Annotated in this window: 16 protein-coding genes; 7 read left to right on the top strand and 9 right to left on the bottom strand. The window is 64.2% G+C overall.

Features of this window, described 5'->3' with window-relative positions; all coding sequences use genetic code 11:
* Positions 1-32: 32 nt before the first annotated feature.
* Positions 33-893, top strand: a complete 861-nt coding sequence (locus tag Q0030_RS16300; RefSeq protein ID WP_298368873.1) for a helix-turn-helix transcriptional regulator — start codon at positions 33-35, stop codon at positions 891-893.
* Positions 894-986: 93 nt separating this feature from the next.
* On the opposite strand, the gene clpA is transcribed toward Q0030_RS16300, so the two are convergent.
* Together clpA and clpS are read right to left on the bottom strand one after the other, a co-directional pair.
* Positions 987-3,395 (bottom strand): ATP-dependent Clp protease ATP-binding subunit ClpA, encoded by a 2,409-nt coding sequence (gene clpA / locus Q0030_RS16295; protein WP_298368870.1) that lies wholly within the window; start codon positions 3,393-3,395, stop codon positions 987-989.
* A 258-nt stretch (positions 3,396-3,653) separates the two neighbouring features.
* Positions 3,654-3,986, bottom strand: a complete 333-nt coding sequence (gene clpS, locus Q0030_RS16290) for an ATP-dependent Clp protease adapter ClpS (protein ID WP_106318898.1) — start codon at positions 3,984-3,986, stop codon at positions 3,654-3,656.
* Between the two features lie 581 nt (positions 3,987-4,567).
* Between clpS and Q0030_RS16285 the strand changes: the two genes are divergently transcribed.
* Positions 4,568-6,466 (top strand): Tad domain-containing protein, encoded by a 1,899-nt coding sequence (locus Q0030_RS16285; RefSeq protein ID WP_298368868.1) that lies wholly within the window; start codon positions 4,568-4,570, stop codon positions 6,464-6,466.
* A gap of 73 nt (positions 6,467-6,539) precedes the next feature.
* On the opposite strand, the gene Q0030_RS16280 is transcribed toward Q0030_RS16285, so the two are convergent.
* Positions 6,540-6,875, bottom strand: coding sequence for a phasin family protein (locus Q0030_RS16280; RefSeq protein ID WP_298368865.1), 336 nt, complete (start codon positions 6,873-6,875; stop codon positions 6,540-6,542).
* Between the two features lie 423 nt (positions 6,876-7,298).
* On the opposite strand from Q0030_RS16280, the gene Q0030_RS16275 reads away from it, so the two are divergent.
* The gene (locus tag Q0030_RS16275; protein WP_298368863.1) at positions 7,299-9,092 is read left to right on the top strand and encodes a D-alanyl-D-alanine carboxypeptidase; all 1,794 of its coding nucleotides are present in this window, start codon (positions 7,299-7,301) and stop codon (positions 9,090-9,092) included.
* A 243-nt stretch (positions 9,093-9,335) separates the two neighbouring features.
* Here Q0030_RS16275 and Q0030_RS16270 read toward each other — a convergent pair whose 3' ends face one another.
* The gene (locus tag Q0030_RS16270; protein ID WP_298368861.1) at positions 9,336-10,055 is read right to left on the bottom strand and encodes a DnaJ domain-containing protein; all 720 of its coding nucleotides are present in this window, start codon (positions 10,053-10,055) and stop codon (positions 9,336-9,338) included.
* A gap of 129 nt (positions 10,056-10,184) precedes the next feature.
* On the opposite strand from Q0030_RS16270, the gene Q0030_RS16265 reads away from it, so the two are divergent.
* Positions 10,185-10,592, top strand: coding sequence for a DUF302 domain-containing protein (locus tag Q0030_RS16265; protein WP_298368858.1), 408 nt, complete (start codon positions 10,185-10,187; stop codon positions 10,590-10,592).
* 12 nt (positions 10,593-10,604) lie between these two features.
* Here the strand turns inward: Q0030_RS16265 and Q0030_RS16260 are convergent, their stop codons facing one another.
* From Q0030_RS16260 to Q0030_RS16250, 3 genes are all read right to left on the bottom strand, one after another.
* Positions 10,605-11,345, bottom strand: coding sequence for a VWA domain-containing protein (locus Q0030_RS16260; protein ID WP_298368855.1), 741 nt, complete (start codon positions 11,343-11,345; stop codon positions 10,605-10,607).
* A 98-nt stretch (positions 11,346-11,443) separates the two neighbouring features.
* Entirely contained in the window at positions 11,444-12,385 is a 942-nt protein-coding gene (locus Q0030_RS16255) for an alpha/beta fold hydrolase (RefSeq protein WP_298368853.1), read from the bottom strand.
* Between the two features lie 332 nt (positions 12,386-12,717).
* Positions 12,718-13,494 (bottom strand): helix-turn-helix transcriptional regulator, encoded by a 777-nt coding sequence (locus tag Q0030_RS16250; protein WP_298368852.1) that lies wholly within the window; start codon positions 13,492-13,494, stop codon positions 12,718-12,720.
* Positions 13,495-13,598: 104 nt separating this feature from the next.
* Here Q0030_RS16250 and Q0030_RS16245 point away from each other — a divergent pair, with 104 nt between their 5' ends.
* Positions 13,599-14,684, top strand: coding sequence for a zinc-binding alcohol dehydrogenase family protein (locus tag Q0030_RS16245; protein WP_298368850.1), 1,086 nt, complete (start codon positions 13,599-13,601; stop codon positions 14,682-14,684).
* A 118-nt stretch (positions 14,685-14,802) separates the two neighbouring features.
* On the opposite strand, the gene Q0030_RS16240 is transcribed toward Q0030_RS16245, so the two are convergent.
* Positions 14,803-15,726 carry a division plane positioning ATPase MipZ gene (locus tag Q0030_RS16240; protein ID WP_298368847.1) on the bottom strand — a complete coding sequence of 308 codons (924 nt, stop codon included), beginning with the start codon at positions 15,724-15,726 and terminating at the stop codon, positions 14,803-14,805.
* 289 nt (positions 15,727-16,015) lie between these two features.
* Here Q0030_RS16240 and panC point away from each other — a divergent pair, with 289 nt between their 5' ends.
* Positions 16,016-16,867, top strand: coding sequence for a pantoate--beta-alanine ligase (panC, locus tag Q0030_RS16235; protein WP_298368845.1), 852 nt, complete (start codon positions 16,016-16,018; stop codon positions 16,865-16,867).
* An 18-nt stretch (positions 16,868-16,885) separates the two neighbouring features.
* Positions 16,886-17,026: a hypothetical protein gene (locus Q0030_RS16230; RefSeq protein ID WP_298368842.1), complete on the top strand. Its 141-nt coding sequence runs from the start codon at positions 16,886-16,888 to the stop codon at positions 17,024-17,026.
* Here Q0030_RS16230 and Q0030_RS16225 read toward each other — a convergent pair.
* Entirely contained in the window at positions 17,023-17,463 is a 441-nt protein-coding gene (locus Q0030_RS16225; RefSeq protein WP_298368837.1) for a DUF1489 domain-containing protein, read from the bottom strand. The two genes, Q0030_RS16230 and Q0030_RS16225, sit on opposite strands and share 4 nt — an antisense overlap.
* Between the last annotated feature and the right edge of the window lie 226 nt (positions 17,464-17,689).

Genomic DNA, 17,689 nt, shown 5'->3' with positions numbered 1-17,689 from the left:
TCACGTAATTCGCGCAATTACCCGCCGGGTAATTGGACGCGCCCACCGGGCCGGACAGGATCGCGCGCATGACGGAACGCAAGCGACGACAACCGCTGCAGGCAGATCACGTCGGCGCGCGGCTGAGCGAATGGAGGACGCGGCGGCGAGAGAGCCAGCTCAGCCTCGCGATCACCGCCAACATTTCGCAGCGCCACCTCAGCTTCCTGGAGTCCGGCCGCACGCTTCCGAGCCGCGAGATGCTGATCCGGCTCTGCGATGCGCTGGATATTCCCTTGCGCGCACGCAACGAGTTGCTGGCGTCAGCCGGTTATGCCGCGCTCTATCCGGAGCGATCGCTCGATCTTGCCGAGATGGCAAGCGTGCGCGAGGCGCTCATGCGCATCATCACCCACCACGAGCCCTATCCGTCGTTCGTGGTCGACCGCCAGTGGCGCGTCGTCATGCACAATAACGGCGCGGCGCGGCTCGTCGCCGCCTGCTTCGACGAAGCCACGCTGCGCGCGCTGCAGGCGGACGGCGCGCTCAATTTGATGCGCATGATGTTCGAGCCTTCGCAAATGCGCCCGAGAATCCTGAACTGGCAGGCGGTGGCGCCACGCCTGCTCGCGCGGCTTCGCAACGAGGCGCGCGGCGATCCTCGGTCACCCTCCGCATCACTGCTCAGTGAGTTCGGACCGTCCGCAGGCTGCGACCTGGCGGCGGACGATCAGGAGCGGACCGAACTCCCGATTGTCCCGCTGCAGCTAAAAATCGATGGAACCGTGCTGCACCTGTTCAATACGATCACGACGTTCGGCACGCCCCAGGATGTCGGTTTGCAGGAACTGCGGATCGAACTGTCCTATCCGATGAATTCGCAAACGCGGGATTTCCTGGCCGGCCGCGTGTAACGCCGGTCCGACGGCATGCGCGACCGACGGAAAACACCGGCTGCCACACGAAAAAGGCCGGCTCAGAGCCGGCCTTTTTGATTATGCAGCCCGTCAGGCCTTGACCATCGGCCCCTTTGAGGCTGGCCCCTTGGTGCCGCCTCCGCCGCCGTTGTTCGGGCCGCCCTTCGGCGGCTTGCGCTTGCGCGGCGGCAGGTTCTCGGGCTTCGGCGTGACCGGGCCCTCGACATATTCGAAGCCGATCTTGTCCTTGGCGGTCGCTTCGTCCTTGACCAGGACGACACGGACGTGTCCGCCGCCCTTGAGGTGGCCGAACAGCACTTCATCCGCGAGCGGCTTCTTGATGTGCTCCTGGATGATGCGGGCCATCGGACGCGCGCCCATCTGCTCGTCATAGCCGTGCTCGATCAGCCAGGCCTTGGCGGGCTCGGACAGCTCGATCGTGACGTCGCGGTCGGCGAGTTGCGCCTCGAGCTGAAGCACGAACTTCTCGACCACCATGCCGATCACCTCGGCGTTGAGGTGCGCGAACGAGACGATCGCATCCAGCCGATTGCGGAACTCCGGCGCGAACTGCCGGTTGATCGCCTCGTGATCGTCGCCTTCCCGCTTCGAGCGGGTGAAGCCGAAGGCCTGCCGCGCGAGGTCAGCCGCGCCCGCGTTCGTGGTCATGATCAGGATCACGTTGCGGAAGTTGACCTGCTTGCCGTTATGGTCGGTGAGCCGGCCATGGTCCATGATCTGCAGCAGCACGTTGTACAGATCCGGATGCGCCTTCTCGATTTCGTCGAGCAGCACGACGCAATGCGGATGCTGGTCCACGCCATCGGTGAGCAAACCGCCCTGGTCGAAGCCGACATAGCCGGGAGGCGCGCCGATCAGGCGCGACACGGTGTGCCGCTCCATGTATTCGGACATGTCGAAGCGCAGCAGCTCGACACCGAGTGACGCCGCGAGTTGCTTGGCCACCTCGGTCTTGCCGACGCCGGTCGGACCCGAGAACAAATAGCTGCCGATCGGCTTCTCCGGCTCGCGCAAGCCGGCACGTGCCAGCTTGATCGACGCCGCCAGCGACTCGATCGCCTTGTCCTGGCCGAACACCGTGCGCTTCAGGGTCTGCTCGAGATGCTTCAGCACCTCGGCATCGTCCTTCGACACGCTCTTCGGCGGGATCCGCGCCATGGTCGCGATCGTGGTCTCGATCTCCTTGATGCCGATCGTCTTCTTGCGCTTGCTCTCGGCGACCAGCATCTGCGCCGCGCCGGACTCGTCGATCACGTCGATCGCCTTGTCGGGCAGCTTGCGGTCGTGGATGTAGCGCGACGACAGCTGCACCGCCGCCTCGATCGCCTCATTGGTGTATTTCAGCCGATGGTAATCCTCGAAATAGGGCTTGAGGCCCTTGAGGATCGCGATCGCGTCTTCCACCGTCGGCTCGTTGACGTCGATCTTCTGGAAGCGCCGCACCAGCGCGCGGTCCTTCTCAAAGTGCTGACGGTATTCCTTGTAGGTGGTCGAGCCCATGCAGCGGATCGTGCCCGAAGCCAGCGCGGGCTTCAGCAGATTGGAAGCATCCATCGCGCCGCCGGAGGTTGCGCCCGCGCCGATCACGGTGTGGATCTCGTCAATGAACAGGATGGCGTTCGGATGCGCCTCCAGCTCCTTCAGGACCTGCTTGAGCCGCTCCTCGAAATCACCGCGGTAACGGGTGCCCGCGAGCAGCGTGCCCATGTCGAGCGAGAACACGGTCGCGGCCGCCAGCACCTCAGGCACATCGCTGTCGACGATGCGCTTGGCGAGGCCTTCGGCGATCGCGGTCTTGCCGACGCCGGCTTCGCCGACGAACAGCGGGTTGTTCTTCTGGCGGCGGCACAGGACCTGGATCGCGCGGTTGATCTCGGCATTGCGGCCGATCACCGGATCGATCTTGCCGTCGCGCGCCTTCTTGTTGAGGTTGACGCAATAGGTCTCGAGCGCCTCGCCCTTCTTCTTGGCGTCCTCGTTGCCCTTGGCCTCGGTTTCCTCGTCGACGCCGCGCACCGGCCGCGCCTCGGACACGCCGGGCCGCTTGGCGATGCCGTGGCTGATGTAGTTGACGGCGTCGTAGCGCGTCATGTCCTGCTCCTGCAGGAAATACGCGGCGTGGCTCTCGCGCTCGGCGAAGATCGCGATCAGGACATTGGCGCCGGTCACTTCCTCGCGACCGGACGACTGGACATGGATCACCGCGCGCTGGATCACGCGCTGGAACCCGGCGGTCGGCTTCGCGTCGTCAGCGCCGTCAGTCACCAGGTTTTCGAATTCGGTCTCGAGATAATTGACGAGGCTCGTCCTCAGCTTGTCGAGATCGACGCTGCAGGCCCGCATCACCGCCGCCGCATCCGAGTCATCGATCAGCGACAGCAGAAGGTGTTCGAGCGTCGCGTATTGATGGTGACGCTCGTTCGCGATCGCCAATGCACGATGCAAGGATTGTTCTAGGCTTTGGGAAAAAGTAGGCATTCGCGTCCTCTATGGCCCCCGGCCATCATGATCGCCATTACCGGGTCAGGCAATAACAACCTTCGTGATCGCCATTGATATAGTTACGACGGATCGTGGCGAAAGACCGGTCCCGCGATGATGGTTTTCTTCTAAATTCGGGGCACCGGAACGCTGTCCGGCCGCGCCCCGTGATCATACGGGAACGCCGTTCGCCGCCGTCAAAACGCGATGCAAAACCCGTTCCGCTTCCCGCGGCAGGTCAATCGTTCCCGCGAACTATTTCTTTTCCATCACACATTGCAGCGGATGCTGATGCTTGCGCGCGAAGTCCATGACTTGCGTCACCTTGGTCTCGGCGATCTCATAGGTAAACACGCCGCACTCACCGATCCCGTGATGGTGAACGTGCAGCATGATTTTGGTCGCTGCCTCGGCGTCCTTGTTGAAGAACCGTTCCAGCACGTGAACCACGAACTCCATCGGCGTGTAGTCGTCGTTCAGGATCAGGACGCGATACAGGTTCGGGCGCTTGGTCTTCGGCTTGACCTTGGTGATGACCGAGGTCGACGGGCCGCTGCCCGCTCCATTGCGGTTGTCGTCATTGCTCATTTTCGGCACCGGCGCGGCGGACACCGCGGGCATGGCCGAAACCGGCTCGGAGATCGGGACTGTCAACGTGTATCGCAGCATGGCTCAGGCGTTCGAATTCCCCAAGGGAAACTGGCGGGAAACCGGTTGGCGATTGGAAGGTGGTCGCGATTGCCGCAAGACTGATCGCGGAACCCCCAGCAATGCTTTCCAGATTGCCGCTCCCGGTCCGATCCGGCGGCCGGATCGACCTCCCGAATATGGGCCTCACGACGCCCTGCCGCAAGCGCAGACCCGCCGCAGCCCACCGGTCCGATTCCCGGCGCGGCAACCCTCGGAAGGTTAATCATTTCTGCCTGATTTGACAAAGGAGTCGGGCATCCAATTTAGCCGGCATTGATGATAGTGCGTGCTTTGGCCCCGCCTTTGATCGCCTGCCGGGCCGCCCGCAGGGTTTCCCTAGCCCGATTCACCATCTGTTTAGCCGCGCAGTTGGATATGGCCGCGCAATCCATTTTGACGAGAGTGCCATGCTTGGTTCAGCCATTTCCAGCCGCGTCCGCAAGGCTGTGCGTCGGTTTTCCAGGGCAACCGACGGTAATGTGGCGGTGATCTTCACCCTTGCCGTCCTGCCGATCCTCGCCTTCGTGGGCGCTGCGATCGACTATACCCGCGCCAACAACGCCCGCACCGCGATGCAGGCGGCCCTCGATTCCACCGCGCTGATGCTGTCCAAGGATCTGACCATGGGCAACATCACGGCCGCGCAGATCCCGAGCAAAGCACAGACCTATTTCAACAGTCTCTTCACCAACAAGGACGGCAAGGGCATTTCCGTCTCGGCCACCTACACGACCCCGACCGCGAACGCGGCGGCGACCATTCTCCTGAGCGGGTCCGGCTACATCAACACCTATTTCATGAAGTTTGCCGATCTGTCCGGCGGCAATTTCCAGAAAATGAATTTCGGTACCTCGACCACCACCACCTGGGGCAACGTCAAGATGCGCGTCGCCCTCGCCCTCGACAACACGGGATCGATGGCGGACAACGGCAAGATTACCGCGCTGCGCAACGCGGTGGCGGGATCCGGCGGCCTGATCGATCAGCTCAGCGCGCTGAGCAAGAACAACGGCGACGTCTATATTTCCGTTATCCCGTTCGCCAAGGACGTCAATGTCGGCTCCAGCAACTACGGCCAGAGCTGGATCGACTGGACCGACTGGCTAAATCCGCCCACCACCCAGCCCGCCAACGGACAGAGTGTCGCGACGCTTCCCATCAACTGGCATGCCGTGGGACCTGGTTCGAGATGCCCGTTCACGAACACCACTGGCAATACGAATGGCGCCGCAAACGGTGGCTTCGTTTGTAAAACTGGTCCCACAGCAAGCAACAGTTCGACTACGTCAACGATTCCGTCGACGACGGTCACAGTGAACGGCGCATCCGTCCAAAATCCAATTTGCCCGACCGCCGACAACAACACCCAGGCAAAGTACAACGGCTGCTGGAGCAGCGAACCAACCGGCCTCCAGGAGAAATTCTGCAGCGGAAGCTCGAACTGCAGCTGCCCAAAGAACCTCTCTGGTTCCAGCGTCTCGGGTTGCACTTGCACCGGCACCGGCACCGGCAAGTCCTGTACCGGATGGACCTATGTTCACAACTGGACACAGCCTGGGCCTAACGACCTGACGGACAATTCGAATCAACCCAGAGTTTCCGCCATCGTCGGTTTCAAGGATAACAGCAATACCCCCAACAAGGACCACGTCTGGACCCCCAACGCTGTGGGGGTCGCAAATGACTGGCGCCAGCCCTCCACCAACCCGATCAGTACCTGGACCGGCTGCGTCGCAGACCGCACCCAGCCGAACGATGCAACGGGCGTGCTGCCGGCGTCATCCGACGTGACGACGCTGTTTCCGGCCAACGAGTATTTCGACACCTGGGGTAGCAACTCGTTTTGCAGCAGCAGCGCATCGACACCGCTCGAGCCCGTCATTCCGCTAAGCTACAATTGGAGTGCGCTCAAGACCGCCGTCAATGCGATGCAGCCGACCGGCGGCACCGACCAGTCGATCGGATTGGCCGTGGCGTGGCAGTCCCTCCTGGTGGGCGGTCCGCTGAATACACCGGCGGAGGACTCCAACACCACCTACAACCGGGTCATCATCCTGCTGTCCGACGGTTTGAATACCCAAGACCGCTGGCCCGATTACGGCGACGGCAGTTCGCAGGCCTCAGGCAATCCGATCGACGCAAGGCAGACCCTGCAGTGCCAGAACCTGCAGAACGCGAAGGATGCCAACGGGGCGCCGATGTACACGATCTACACCATCCAGGTGAACACCAGCTCGCCCGCCGATCCGACCTCGACCGTCCTGAAGAACTGCGCCAGCAGCCCTGACAAGTTCTTCATGCTGACCAGTTCGACCCAGATCGTGACGACGTTCAACACGATCGGCACTGCTCTCAGCAAGTTGCGGCTGGCGAAATAGCCGCCCGCTTCACGCACAACAAAAAAGCCCGGCCGAAACGGCCGGGCTTTTCGTTTGTCTTGATCAGTGGCGCTTACTGAGCAGGCGCGAACTTGGAGACCAGGCCCTCATAGGGCTTGAAGGTCTGCTTGGCGCAGTCGCTGTACAGGCCGGCGATCTTCTGCGATTCCGCGACGAAGGTCTCATAGGACGAGCGCAGGAACTCGGTCTGCGCCTCGAGCGCCTTGTCCAGCGACTTCACGCCAGAAAGCTTCTCGACGAACGACTTGGTGTCCTCAAAGGACTTCTTGGCATAGTCGCCATAGGCGGTGGCGATCGCCTGGACGCCGCTCTGCAGGTTGTTCGCAGACGCCGTGACGGACTCGAAATGCTCTTTGCCGTAGTTCTGAATGTCTTCGATCTTGACCATGGATGGAATTCCTTTTCCCAGACTTGAAGGCGCAAATTCCCATTGCCGGGAAGCTCCCGGCCCCCTGACAGCGATTGGAATATCGCATCGCACAATAAAGTCAATAAATATTGTGCGACGCACAACGACATTTGCCCGAATCCTGAGCATTTGCGATAAACCCCGGGGGACTACGCAACGGTTGCTTAATCTTTTGGAAACTCGGGCCGCCTAACCTGATTCCCGGACTTTGTTCGCCTTCCGACGGGCAGCCTTGAAAGCTGTTTGTGAACAACACCTTAGCTAGAAGAGCGACCTGAGCCGCCACGAGGGCCGATGGTTCTGCCCGAAGTGGTCTGTTGCGCAGGCAAGGATCGACGGCCGCTGGGCACAATTTCGCCTCACGAGCCAGTGATCTAGATAGAAATTGGGACGGGGAAGTAGATGCTTCGAACAACCTTGGCCTCCTCGCGGGCGCTGCGAGTTGGCGTTCTTGGGCTCGTTACCGTCACGACGGCGATCCTGATCACCAGTGATAGCGCGGAGGCGCGCCGTCACCGGCGCCACACCGCCCGTCACCACCACAGCGAGGCCGCGCGCGAAAGCTACAGCCCGCAGTTCGCGACGATCATCGTCGACGGCAACACCGGCTCGGTGCTGACATCAAACAGTCCCGACGGCCTGCGGCACCCCGCCTCACTCACCAAGATCATGACGCTCTATCTGCTGTTCGAGCGCCTCGATTCCGGAAAGATGAAGCTCGACACCGAGATGCCGGTTTCCGAGCACGCCTCCGAGCAGGACCCGACCAAGCTCGGCCTGCGGCCCGGCCAGACCATCAGGGTCGAAGACGCCATCAAGGGCCTCGTCACCCGCTCCGCCAATGACGCTGCGGTCGTGATCGCCGAGGCGATCGGCGGCAGCGAAGACGACTTCGCCCGGATGATGACCCGCAAGGCCCGCGCGCTCGGCATGAGCCGGACCACCTATCGCAACGCCTCGGGCCTGCCCAACGACGAGCAGATCACCACCGCGCGCGATCAGTCGACGCTCGGCCGCGCCATCCAGGATCGCTTCCCGCGCTACTATCGCTACTTCTCGACCACGGCGTTCAATTTCCGCGGCCACACGATCACCGGTCACAATCGCCTGCTTGGCAGCGTCGAAGGCGTCGACGGCATCAAGACCGGTTACACCCGCGCCTCCGGCTTCAACCTCGTGACCTCGATCCACCGTGGCAATCGCTTCCTGGTCGGCGTGGTGCTCGGCGGCCGCAGCGGCGGCTCCCGCGACGCCATCATGCGCAACCTCCTCGCCGAGAACATCAGCAAGGGCGCGACCACCCGCACTGCCGCCGCGATCACCGAGCGCAACCCGGCCGACGCCAATGTCGAGGTTGCCGATGCCGACAACGCCCGCAGCGCGGACACCGCGCCGGTCGCAGCGTCGGAGCCTGCTGCGGCAGCGGTCGCGGTGCAGGCGCCGCGCCCGGCCAGCAAGCCCTCGCTGATGGCCGCCGTCGCCGCTGCCCTGCCGCCGCCCCCGGCAAAGCCTGAGCCGCAGGCCAAGCCCGAGCCGGCCCCGTTGACCTCAGGCGTGATCCAGACCCAGCCGATCACTGCGATCCCCGGCTCGGCCGAACCGATGAAGCCGGTCAAGGTGAAAACCGTGCAGGTCAAGGCCGGCCAGATCAAGCTCGCCGCCGCCGGCCCGGCACAGTCCGCCCCCCCGATCACCAGCACCATCCCGTCCCGCGGCGAAGTTCCCGAGACCTCCAACGCGATGATAGCGCGGGCTGCCGAGACGTCGAGGCCCGAGATGCCGCCGCAGCCGGCCAATTTCGGCACCGGCAACGGCATCCTCGGCGTACTGCCGGCCTCGTCCGTCCATGCACCGGCCGCCGCTCCGGCGCCGCAGGCCGTGGCCTCGATCGAGCCGACCCGCAGCCTGCAGGCCGCCCCGCAGACCAGCGTCGTCAAGCCAGGCGCTGCGCACTCCGGCTGGATCATCCAGGTTGGCGCGCTCGAGTCCGAAGGCGAGGCCAACAAGCGCATCGACCTTGCGCGCAGCTCGGCGCGCGGCCTGCTCAGCAAGGCGGACCCATTCACCGAGGTCGTGGCCAAGGACAATCGCAAGCTCTACCGCGCCCGCTTTGCCGGCCTTGAGCGCGATCAGGCCGAAGCGGCGTGCAAGACGCTGAAGCGCGCCGAGATCTCCTGCATCACCGTTCGCAACTGATCAACGCGATCGCTTGATTTCAAAGGGCCGGCGCCGCAAGCGCCGGCCCTTTTGCTTGGCAGGCCGCCGCGCCAACGGCCGGCCTGTCGGCGCGCGGCGCAACCATGAAACTTCTCGTCAAGATTTTACGGTTAAGTTTTCCCAAAAGAACGATCAGCCACGCCGGACAGCGGCGGGCCACACGGGGCATCAATCAGAAACGGAAGGCAGCTCTCGGCTATGGCGTCAGTAGCGTAGCCGGAGTTAGAGATGCGTGCGAAGCAAAGTATCCTTGGCCTCGTTCACACGGGCAGCGAGATACGTCGAGCCCCCCTGGTCGGGATGGAGTTTCTTCATCAGGGTGCGGTGAGCCCGGCTGATGTCGTCACGCGACGCTCCCGGCTGCAGGCCAAGGATCTGATAGGCCTCCTCGTTCGTCATTTTGCCACTCGTCGGCGCGCGGCCCTGCCCCCCTGTCCGGTCGCCCTGTGCGTCCTGACGCCAGGCGGGAAAGCGGCGGTCCAGATAGCTTTCAAGTAGCGCGACGCTTTCGGCGTCGAAGCCCGGCACCATCGCCAGAAGCTGCGACAGGTCGAACTCGTCGAGCATGCGGCCGGCCTGCGGTCCCGCCACGATCTGGCCCTTGAGCACGCCGCTGTCGTGATCGAGGCTCATGTCGAGATATTGCGAGCGCACCCGCGAGCTCTGTCCCTGATTGCGCGAACCGCCGAACATGCCGCCGAAATTGGGAAAGCCGGTACTCCCGAACGGCGACCAGCCGAGCAATCCGGCGCCGAAGATGCCGAGCGGGATTGCCACCGCCAGTTCGCCCCGCACCCCGGTAAAGGCCGCAACGGCAAGCGCAAGCACCCCGCCCACGATCTTGATCGCACGTGCAAGCACGGCCGGATTGGCCGCACGAAACATCTGCAGCGCGGAATAAAGGACGACAACGGCGATGACGCCGGCGATCAGGGTTGGCATGCGCGGAATATAAGCGGCCCGGCGACAAAAAGCATGCGAAGCTTCGTCTCACTGGAGCGTGAAGTCGCATCGCGTGGCGCCGTCCCCTGCGATTGAGTAGCTTCCAGCAATCGCGCTGGAGGAAGCTCAATGGCGATTGACGGACTGATCAGCCTTCGCAGTCATGTCGGGCCGAAGCAAACCGCCGACCGCCTCAAGGCCGAATTGCAGGCGCGCGGGCTGACCTTGTTTGCGCAGATCGATCATGCCGCGGGCGCCGCCGGCGCCGGTCTTGCGCTCCGTCCGACCGAGCTGTTCGTGTTTGGCAACGCGAAGGGCGGCACGCCCTTGATGCAGGCTGCGCAGACCATCGGGATCGATCTGCCGCTCAAGGCATTGGTCTGGCAGGACGAAGCCGGCGACTGCTGGTTCTCCTACAACGATCCGGCCTGGCTCGCCGAACGGAACGGCATCGCGGAAGCGACCCAACAGGTCACAGCCAGTATGTCGGCGCTGCTCGACGCAATCGCCAAAGCCGTGACGTCGGGCGGAGCCTGATCCGGCGGCGCCCTATTTCATCTGGCCGATCAGCCGGGCCGCGCCGCTCGTCGTCTTCGCCAGCTGCAGCAGCGCTTTGCGGCCGCCGGCGGCATAGGCCGCGGCGGCGCGCAGCAGCTCGCGGAGCTGTGCCGCCGCGCCGGGATCGAACCTGCACCATGCGCCGCCGGTCAGCCGCGCGATCTCGCGGAACGTCTGCTCGGCAGTGGCGTCCGCGCCCTCCTGGAACATGAAGACCGGCACCTTGAGCAGGCCGAGCTCTCCGGCGCTTGCGCACAGCGCGTCGGCGTTCTCCTCCATCGCGTCGCCCACGAACACCAGCGCGCGCACGCCTGCCGCGACCGCCTCGCGGCGGGTCTCCGACAACACCTTGCCGATCTGGGTATTGCCGCCCTGGCAGTCGATCTTGCTCATCAGCCGCGCGAGCTGCGCGCTGTCGGAGATCCAGCCCGAGGCACGGCACTCGTTGAAGCCGCGATAGTAGACGAGGCGGATATCGAGGCTGCCGAGCGAGCCGGCCTCGCGGAACATGTCCGCTTGCAGCGTGCAGGCCATGTCCCATGTCGGCTGCCGGCTCATCGTGGCGTCGAGCGCGAACACCAGCCTGCCGCGTGCGCCGGCGCGATGCGGCGACATCGCGCGCGCCTTCGCCACGAACGCGGCGATGTCATTGGCGCTCGACGCCGGCACGCCAGGCGCATTGGCCGGGCGCACGTCGCCTCCGGATGTCGGTTTGATCGTCTTGCCAGCCATCAGCGCTTGCCTCGTACAGCAAACACTATGTGGGCCGCGGCATCGGATTGGTCAACGTGACGCGCCCGCCGGCCCGGATCGGATCTCAGGCGGCCCTGTCAGTTCGTGACCGACGGACCCTTCTTGGTCTCGGTCTTGGTCAGCGACAGCGACTTCTTGACCTTCTCGCCAAACGTCTGCGCCTTCTCGACCGGCACGTAGAGCGAGACCGGACCCGGCTCCAGAATCTTCGGCGGCGAATTCCTGGTATCGACCGCCGCGACATCGCTGTCGGTGTCGGCCAGGAATTTATCGAGCATCGCCTGGATCGAGTCCTTGGCCTTCTCGGGTCCGGTGTCGCGCATGTCGTTGTGCTGGAAGTTGGTGTTCACAACGGTGATGCCGGCCTTCTCACACTCCTCCTCGTCCGGCACCACGCCCGGATCGGGCTTGAAGTGCTGATCGTGCGACCGGAACGAGAGGATCTTGAACTTGCCGTCGGTCATGAACGGCACGCGAAGATTGTCCAGCGTGACGACCTTCTTGATCTCGTCCGGATACTGCTTGGCGAAATACATCGCGATGTCGCCGCCGTTGGAATGGCCGACCATCGTCAGCTTGCTGTAGTCCGCGTTCGGCTGACGCTTCTTCATCTCCTCGATCGCGAATTTGATGTTGGTGATGCCGCGCTGATACTGCGGCAGGCGCCCGACATAGAGCTCGCCGACCTTGGTCACCATCGGTCCATCCGACGGCAGGTCGTTCTGAATGCTGATGGTCAGATAGCCGCGCGCCGCGAACACATTCGCGAGGAAGGAATATTCGGTAAATTTGACGGTATTGCCATGATTGAGGATCGCAACCGGGAGCTTGATCATGCCGGCGTCGGCCTGCATCTCCTTGTCGAAGCGCACGGCAACGTCGACCGCGACCGGCCGCTCATCGCGGGTCGGATCCTTGAACATGAGGGTTTCGTGACGGATCGCCCACTTGCTCGCGGTGAAATACGCACCCGTGATCACTACGGAGAGCGAAAGCAGAACGAGAATTCCACGCTTCATGACGTCCTCGAGGTGCCTGCCTTTTACAGGGCGATTTTGGCCGGAGGCTCTTCGGCCTCCTTGTGAGAATATATGTCACAGCGCCGTGACAGGAAGTCCAAATATTGTGGCTTCGGTGGCATAACGTTGTGCGCCGCACCTATAGTTTGTGCAGGTGCACACGCCTCGCCGCGACGGCTCGTGCTCTCCTCTCCCCTTCGACGTGAGTTCCCAAGGTTGCGTTCAAGCCTTGGATCGCCCTTGGATCGACGTTGAGGAAAAACTGGATTTCGGCTGCTTTGTTCCGGCTTTTTGGCCGCGATGTGGCCGAATTCACCGGAAAAACACGGATTTCAACCGATCTCGCTGTAAATAATCAGCTTCAGGCCGGGATCGTCGTTGGCCTGGAAGCTGGCGTACTCAAAATTGAGCCTGCCGCGCCTGGGGTGGCTGAGAACCTTCCGCCCGGCGACGCTGCTGCTGACATCATGGGTTCCCCACCAGGCATCGAACTCGGGACAGCCCAGGCGGAGCCTCGCCAGCAGGTCGACGAAGGCTGGATCCCCGGCCCAGAGGTCGTGAGTCCTGCGGAACTGCGTCACCATCCTGCGCGCCTCCTCGGCCCAGCTTGCGGCAAACAGCCGGCGGGTCTCGGGATTGGTCAGCATGCAGATCAAGGTATTGCGCTCGTTCTCGGGAAGGCGGCCGAAGGCGAAGACGTCCTCGGCTGCCGCATTCCACGCCAGCACGTCCCATCGCCGTCCCGTCACATAGGCGGGCTGGTTGAGGCTTTCGACCGCGCGCCGAATCTCGGGCGGCACCACCTCAGGCACGAACAGCCGTCGGTCGCCCTCCTTGGCGAGCGCGCGCAAATGGGTGTGCTCGGCCTTGCTCAGCCGCAGCGCCCGCGCCAGCGCGTCGATCGTCGCGGCCGACGGGCTCACCGAGCGGCCCTGCTCAAGCCGCACATACCAATCGACCCCGATGCCGGCGAGGTCGGCCACCTCCTCGCGGCGCAGTCCGGGCGTGCGGCGCCGCCGCCCGGCCGGGATGCCGACCAGTTTTGGCGTGAGCTTCTCGCGCCGCGATCGTAGGAAATCTCCGAGCTCGCCTTGCCGCGGACTGGCCATCGCCGGACCTCTTGAGGGGGTTCAACAGTCCTAGGATAATACCAGGTCTTGTTGGCCGCAACGCGCCCACTGATCATGCCGGCCTCAACCAAGGGCCAGATCAGATGAAAGCAGCAATCCTGAAATCGTTCGGCTCGCCGCTCGCGATCGAGGAGATCCCGCCACCCGTGATGGGAACGGGCGAAGTCCTCGTCGACGTGGTCGCGACGCGCGTGCTGTCCTACGCCAACGAGGTCTTCAGCGGCGCGCGCAGTTACCTGCTCGAGCTGCCGACCGTTCCAGGTCCCGGCGCCATCGGACGGGTGCGCGCCGTCGGGCCGGACGCGACCCACCTCGCCGCCGGCGATTGGGTGTACTGCGATCCAACCTTCCGCTCGCGCGACGACAGCATCTCGCCCGACATCACCCTGCAGGGCTGGAGCGCGCGCGGTGAAGGCGGACTGCGCCTGCAACGCCACTTCCGCCACGGCTCGTTTGCCGAGCAGACGCTGGTGCCGACCGAGAACGTCAAGCGGATCGGCACCATCGATCCGGCCGACGCGCCATCATGGTGCGCGCTCGGCACCTGCCTGGTGCCTTATGGCGGCTTCCTGGCAGCGCGGCTGCAGCCGGGCGAGACCGTGCTGGTGAGCGGTGCGACCGGCAATTTCGGCAGCGCCGCGGTCGCCGTCGCGCTCGCGATGGGCGCCGCCTGCGTGGTCGCGCCAGGCCGCAACGAGAGAGTGTTGGCCGATCTGGTCCGCCGCTTCGGACCGCGCGTGCGGCCGGTCAGGCTCAGCGGTAACGAAGACGACGATCGCCAGCGCATGCGGCAGGCTTCACCTGGTCCGATCGACTGCGTGCTCGACCTGATGCCGCCATCGGTGACGACGCCGACCGTCCGCGCCGCGATCATGACGGTGCGTCCCTATGGCCGGATCGTGCTGATGGGCGGCGTCGGAATGCAGGGCGGACCGGGGCTCGACCTGCCCTACCCCTGGATCATGCGCGAATGCATCAGCATTCACGGCGTCTGGATGTATCCGCCGGAGGCGACATTCGGCCTCGTCAACCTCGCGCGCGCCGGACTGTTGCGGCTCGATCAATTCGAGGTCACGACCTTCGATCTCGAACACGCCAACGACGCGGTCGCGCATGCCGCCGCCAATGGCGGGCCGTTCAAGATGACGGTGCTGAAGCCGAACCGATAGGCCCGCTCCGCCGCGCCGACGCCGGAGTCCCGTTCCGATTGAATCTGAACAGGCTCTGGATTCCAGTGTTAACGCGTTTTCTTCACGCGAACCGGGCCCCACTTCGCTCGAAAACGCCCTAGCTGCCGATGATGTCGTCGACTTCCAGCGGCTTGTCGACCTGGCTGAACCATTCGGCCCGGTTGGCGGCGCGGCGGCGGCCGCGCTCGTCGAGCGGCAGCTTGAGCTGGCGCAGCAGACCCATCACCTCCTCGCGGGCGGTGACGTGCCCGAGGCTCGGACGGGTGCCGAGCGTCGCTTCGTCGATGTCGTCGAGCGCCGTCAGCCCGCGCGGGAAGAATTCGCGGTAGACCACCCGCTCGGCAAAGCCGTCGACCGCACGGAACCCGAGCCGCAGCGACAGCTGCTTCAAGCCGTCGGCGACCAGCTGCTTGTTGCGCGAGCCGAGCATCGACAGCCGGTTGCGCACCACGATCCAGTCGGTCGAGGCCCCGTCGAGCTGGCGGCGCTTGCGCCTGGTGTCGCGCACCATCTCCGCGTAATGGCTCTCCCCGATCACCGCATAGGTCGCGGGATCGACGGTGCCCAGCACGTCGAAATCGAGGAAGCTGTCGTTGATCGGTGTCACCAGCGTGTCGGCCATCGAATGCGCGAGCCGCATCAGGTAGCTGTCGGAGCCCGGGGTATCGATGACGATGAAATCATAGGCACGTTCCACCGCGCTCACCGCGGCCATGAACTGCTGGAATTCGGTGTTCTCGTTCTCCTCGATCTGCATCGTCTCGCCGTACTTGATGCAATAATGCGCGGGGAGTTCGAGATCGAGCCCGGAACGCCGTGCCCAGGCCTGACGATTGTTGATGTAGCGGGTGAAACTCTGCTGGCGGCAGTCGAGATCGATGCTGGCAACGCGCTGTCCGGCCTTCAGGAGCGCAACGGCGATATGCAGGGCGGTGGTCGACTTGCCCGAACCACCCTTCTCGTTGCCGAGCACCACGACATGTGCGGAGCCGGATTGACCCTGACTAGCCTGCACCAACATGATTCAATCCCCGCATTGATCTTCAAATCGCGCACGGCTGCGGTCAAGTGAAATGCATCACTGCGCAAGGAAATCAATTGCAGCCGTCCTTAATGATGAATCGAACGCGCAAGCCGGCTGCGTCGATCGGCGGCACGCGGCCTGCGATCCATGCGCGTGCGAGATCGAGTAATGCTTGCGCGGTGGTTTGCCGATAGCGGTTCGGACTTGGTAAGCTGCACTACCTGCCGAACGCCAAATGTTCCACTCGGATTCCCCCCACCCAGCTTGCCCCACGAGTCGAGACCAGATGCCGAGAAATCCCACCGTCGTCCGTACCGTCCCCGCCCTTCGTCGCGCCGTCGACACCCTGCGCGCCAAGAAGGCGACCGTCGCGCTGGTCCCGACCATGGGAGCCCTCCATGACGGCCATGTGTCGCTGGTGCGGCTCGCCAAGCGCCGCGCCAAGCGGGTCGTCGTCTCGATCTTCGTCAACCCGACCCAGTTCGCGCCGACCGAAGATTTCGGTTCGTATCCGCGCACCTGGAAGGAAGACGTCGCCAAGCTCGCCGCCGAAGGCGTCGACCTGATCTGGCATCCCGAGGTGAAGGCGATGTACCCCGACGGCTTCGCCACAAAGATCGTGCCGGAGGGACCGGCCACCGCCGGATTGGAGGATCGCTTCCGACCGCATTTCTTCGGCGGCGTCGCCACCGTGGTCGGCAAGCTGTTCACCCAAGTCCGGCCCGATGTTGCGATCTTCGGCGAGAAGGACTTTCAGCAGCTTCGGGTCGTGACCCAGATGGCCGCGGACCTCGACCTCGGCGTCAAGGTGATCGGGTCGAAGACGGTGCGCGAACGCGACGGCCTCGCGATGTCCTCGCGCAACGTCTACCTCTCGGCGGAGGAACGGCGCGCGGCCCCCGAGCTCAACCGTGCGATGAAGGAAGCGGCAGGCCGCCTGCGTGCCGGTGAGGACGCCGCGACCGCCATGGCCGCCGGAGCGGCGCAGATCACCAAGGCCGGCTTCGTGCTGGATTATCTCGAGGTCCGCCACGCTGCCTCGCTGGCGCCGATCGGGTCGCTGAAGGACGGCCCGATGCGGATGCTGGTGGCGGCAAGGATCGGCAGCACGCGCCTGATCGACAACATCGCGGTCTAATGCGAGGTCCGCACAAGTGTGAAGCGGTTCACGCGCAAACCGGATGCGAGCCTGGACGATCTGATCGATATCATGGAGCAAAGTGCGGCGGCCGCACAGAACGTCGATCTGCCACCGTCCGAATGGACGCGGCTGCACCTGATCACGGCGCCCCTTTAGAGTAATCCGAGGTCGCGCAACTCGCGGCGCATCGGTTCCGGCATCGACGCCACGCTGGCTGCACTCGACTTGGTGAGATCTGCGGGTGCGGAGTCCGCGGTCAGGTAGCGCCAGCCCTGGAACGGCCGCATCGGCCGCGGCGAGACGGCGATCACCTTGGGCTGCATCACCAGCCGGCAGCGTCCGATACCGTCCTTGTCGCGGAACGGCTCGATCGCGATGATCTTCTCGCGCGCGGCGATCTCGCCACGGATCACCCAATACAGCGAGCCGCCGGCGAGGATCTCCTCCTCGCGCTTCGGCGTCATCCGCGTGATGTGGACGTGACGGAGGGGCAGGCCCTTTTTCTTCGCGGTCGTCATCCGTTCGGCGACCCAGCCTTTGAGTTCCTTGACCGAGTCGCAACCGACGGCGAGCTTGATGAGATGAAGCGGCATGCGCCGGATGTAGCGGCCGGCGGGCGCTTTGGAAAGGGAGCGATATCGGCGGCAGTGGATATCGGGATTTACTGCCCGGAACGGTGCAATGACGACGGCTCAAGCCGCCGTCATCAGCTCATTCCTGGTTCGCGGCTGCTGGCGCACTCGCCGCGGCAGGCGGCGGCGCGGGCGTAGCCGGTGCGATCTGGACCGGGCGCTTTGCTGCGGGAGGCCGCTTCGGGGC

The sequence above is a fragment of the uncultured Bradyrhizobium sp. genome (assembly GCF_947648125.1).
Classification (GTDB): domain Bacteria; phylum Pseudomonadota; class Alphaproteobacteria; order Rhizobiales; family Xanthobacteraceae; genus Bradyrhizobium.
Note: the sequence above shows the minus strand (reverse complement) of the source record. Positions and strands in the feature narration are given on the sequence as shown.

Coding starts and splice junctions, on each gene's coding strand:
- clpA (WP_298368870.1), bottom strand. CDS start 3,395: ATGCCTACTTTTTCCCAAAGCCTAGAACAATCCTTGCATCGTGCATTG.
- clpS (WP_106318898.1), bottom strand. CDS start 3,986: ATGAGCAATGACGACAACCGCAATGGAGCGGGCAGCGGCCCGTCGACC.
- Q0030_RS16280 (WP_298368865.1), bottom strand. CDS start 6,875: ATGGTCAAGATCGAAGACATTCAGAACTACGGCAAAGAGCATTTCGAG.
- Q0030_RS16275 (WP_298368863.1), top strand. CDS start 7,299: ATGCTTCGAACAACCTTGGCCTCCTCGCGGGCGCTGCGAGTTGGCGTT.
- Q0030_RS16270 (WP_298368861.1), bottom strand. CDS start 10,055: ATGCCAACCCTGATCGCCGGCGTCATCGCCGTTGTCGTCCTTTATTCC.
- Q0030_RS16265 (WP_298368858.1), top strand. CDS start 10,185: ATGGCGATTGACGGACTGATCAGCCTTCGCAGTCATGTCGGGCCGAAG.
- Q0030_RS16260 (WP_298368855.1), bottom strand. CDS start 11,345: ATGGCTGGCAAGACGATCAAACCGACATCCGGAGGCGACGTGCGCCCG.
- Q0030_RS16255 (WP_298368853.1), bottom strand. CDS start 12,385: ATGAAGCGTGGAATTCTCGTTCTGCTTTCGCTCTCCGTAGTGATCACG.
- Q0030_RS16250 (WP_298368852.1), bottom strand. CDS start 13,494: ATGGCCAGTCCGCGGCAAGGCGAGCTCGGAGATTTCCTACGATCGCGG.
- Q0030_RS16245 (WP_298368850.1), top strand. CDS start 13,599: ATGAAAGCAGCAATCCTGAAATCGTTCGGCTCGCCGCTCGCGATCGAG.
- Q0030_RS16240 (WP_298368847.1), bottom strand. CDS start 15,726: ATGTTGGTGCAGGCTAGTCAGGGTCAATCCGGCTCCGCACATGTCGTG.
- panC (WP_298368845.1), top strand. CDS start 16,016: ATGCCGAGAAATCCCACCGTCGTCCGTACCGTCCCCGCCCTTCGTCGC.
- Q0030_RS16225 (WP_298368837.1), bottom strand. CDS start 17,463: ATGCCGCTTCATCTCATCAAGCTCGCCGTCGGTTGCGACTCGGTCAAG.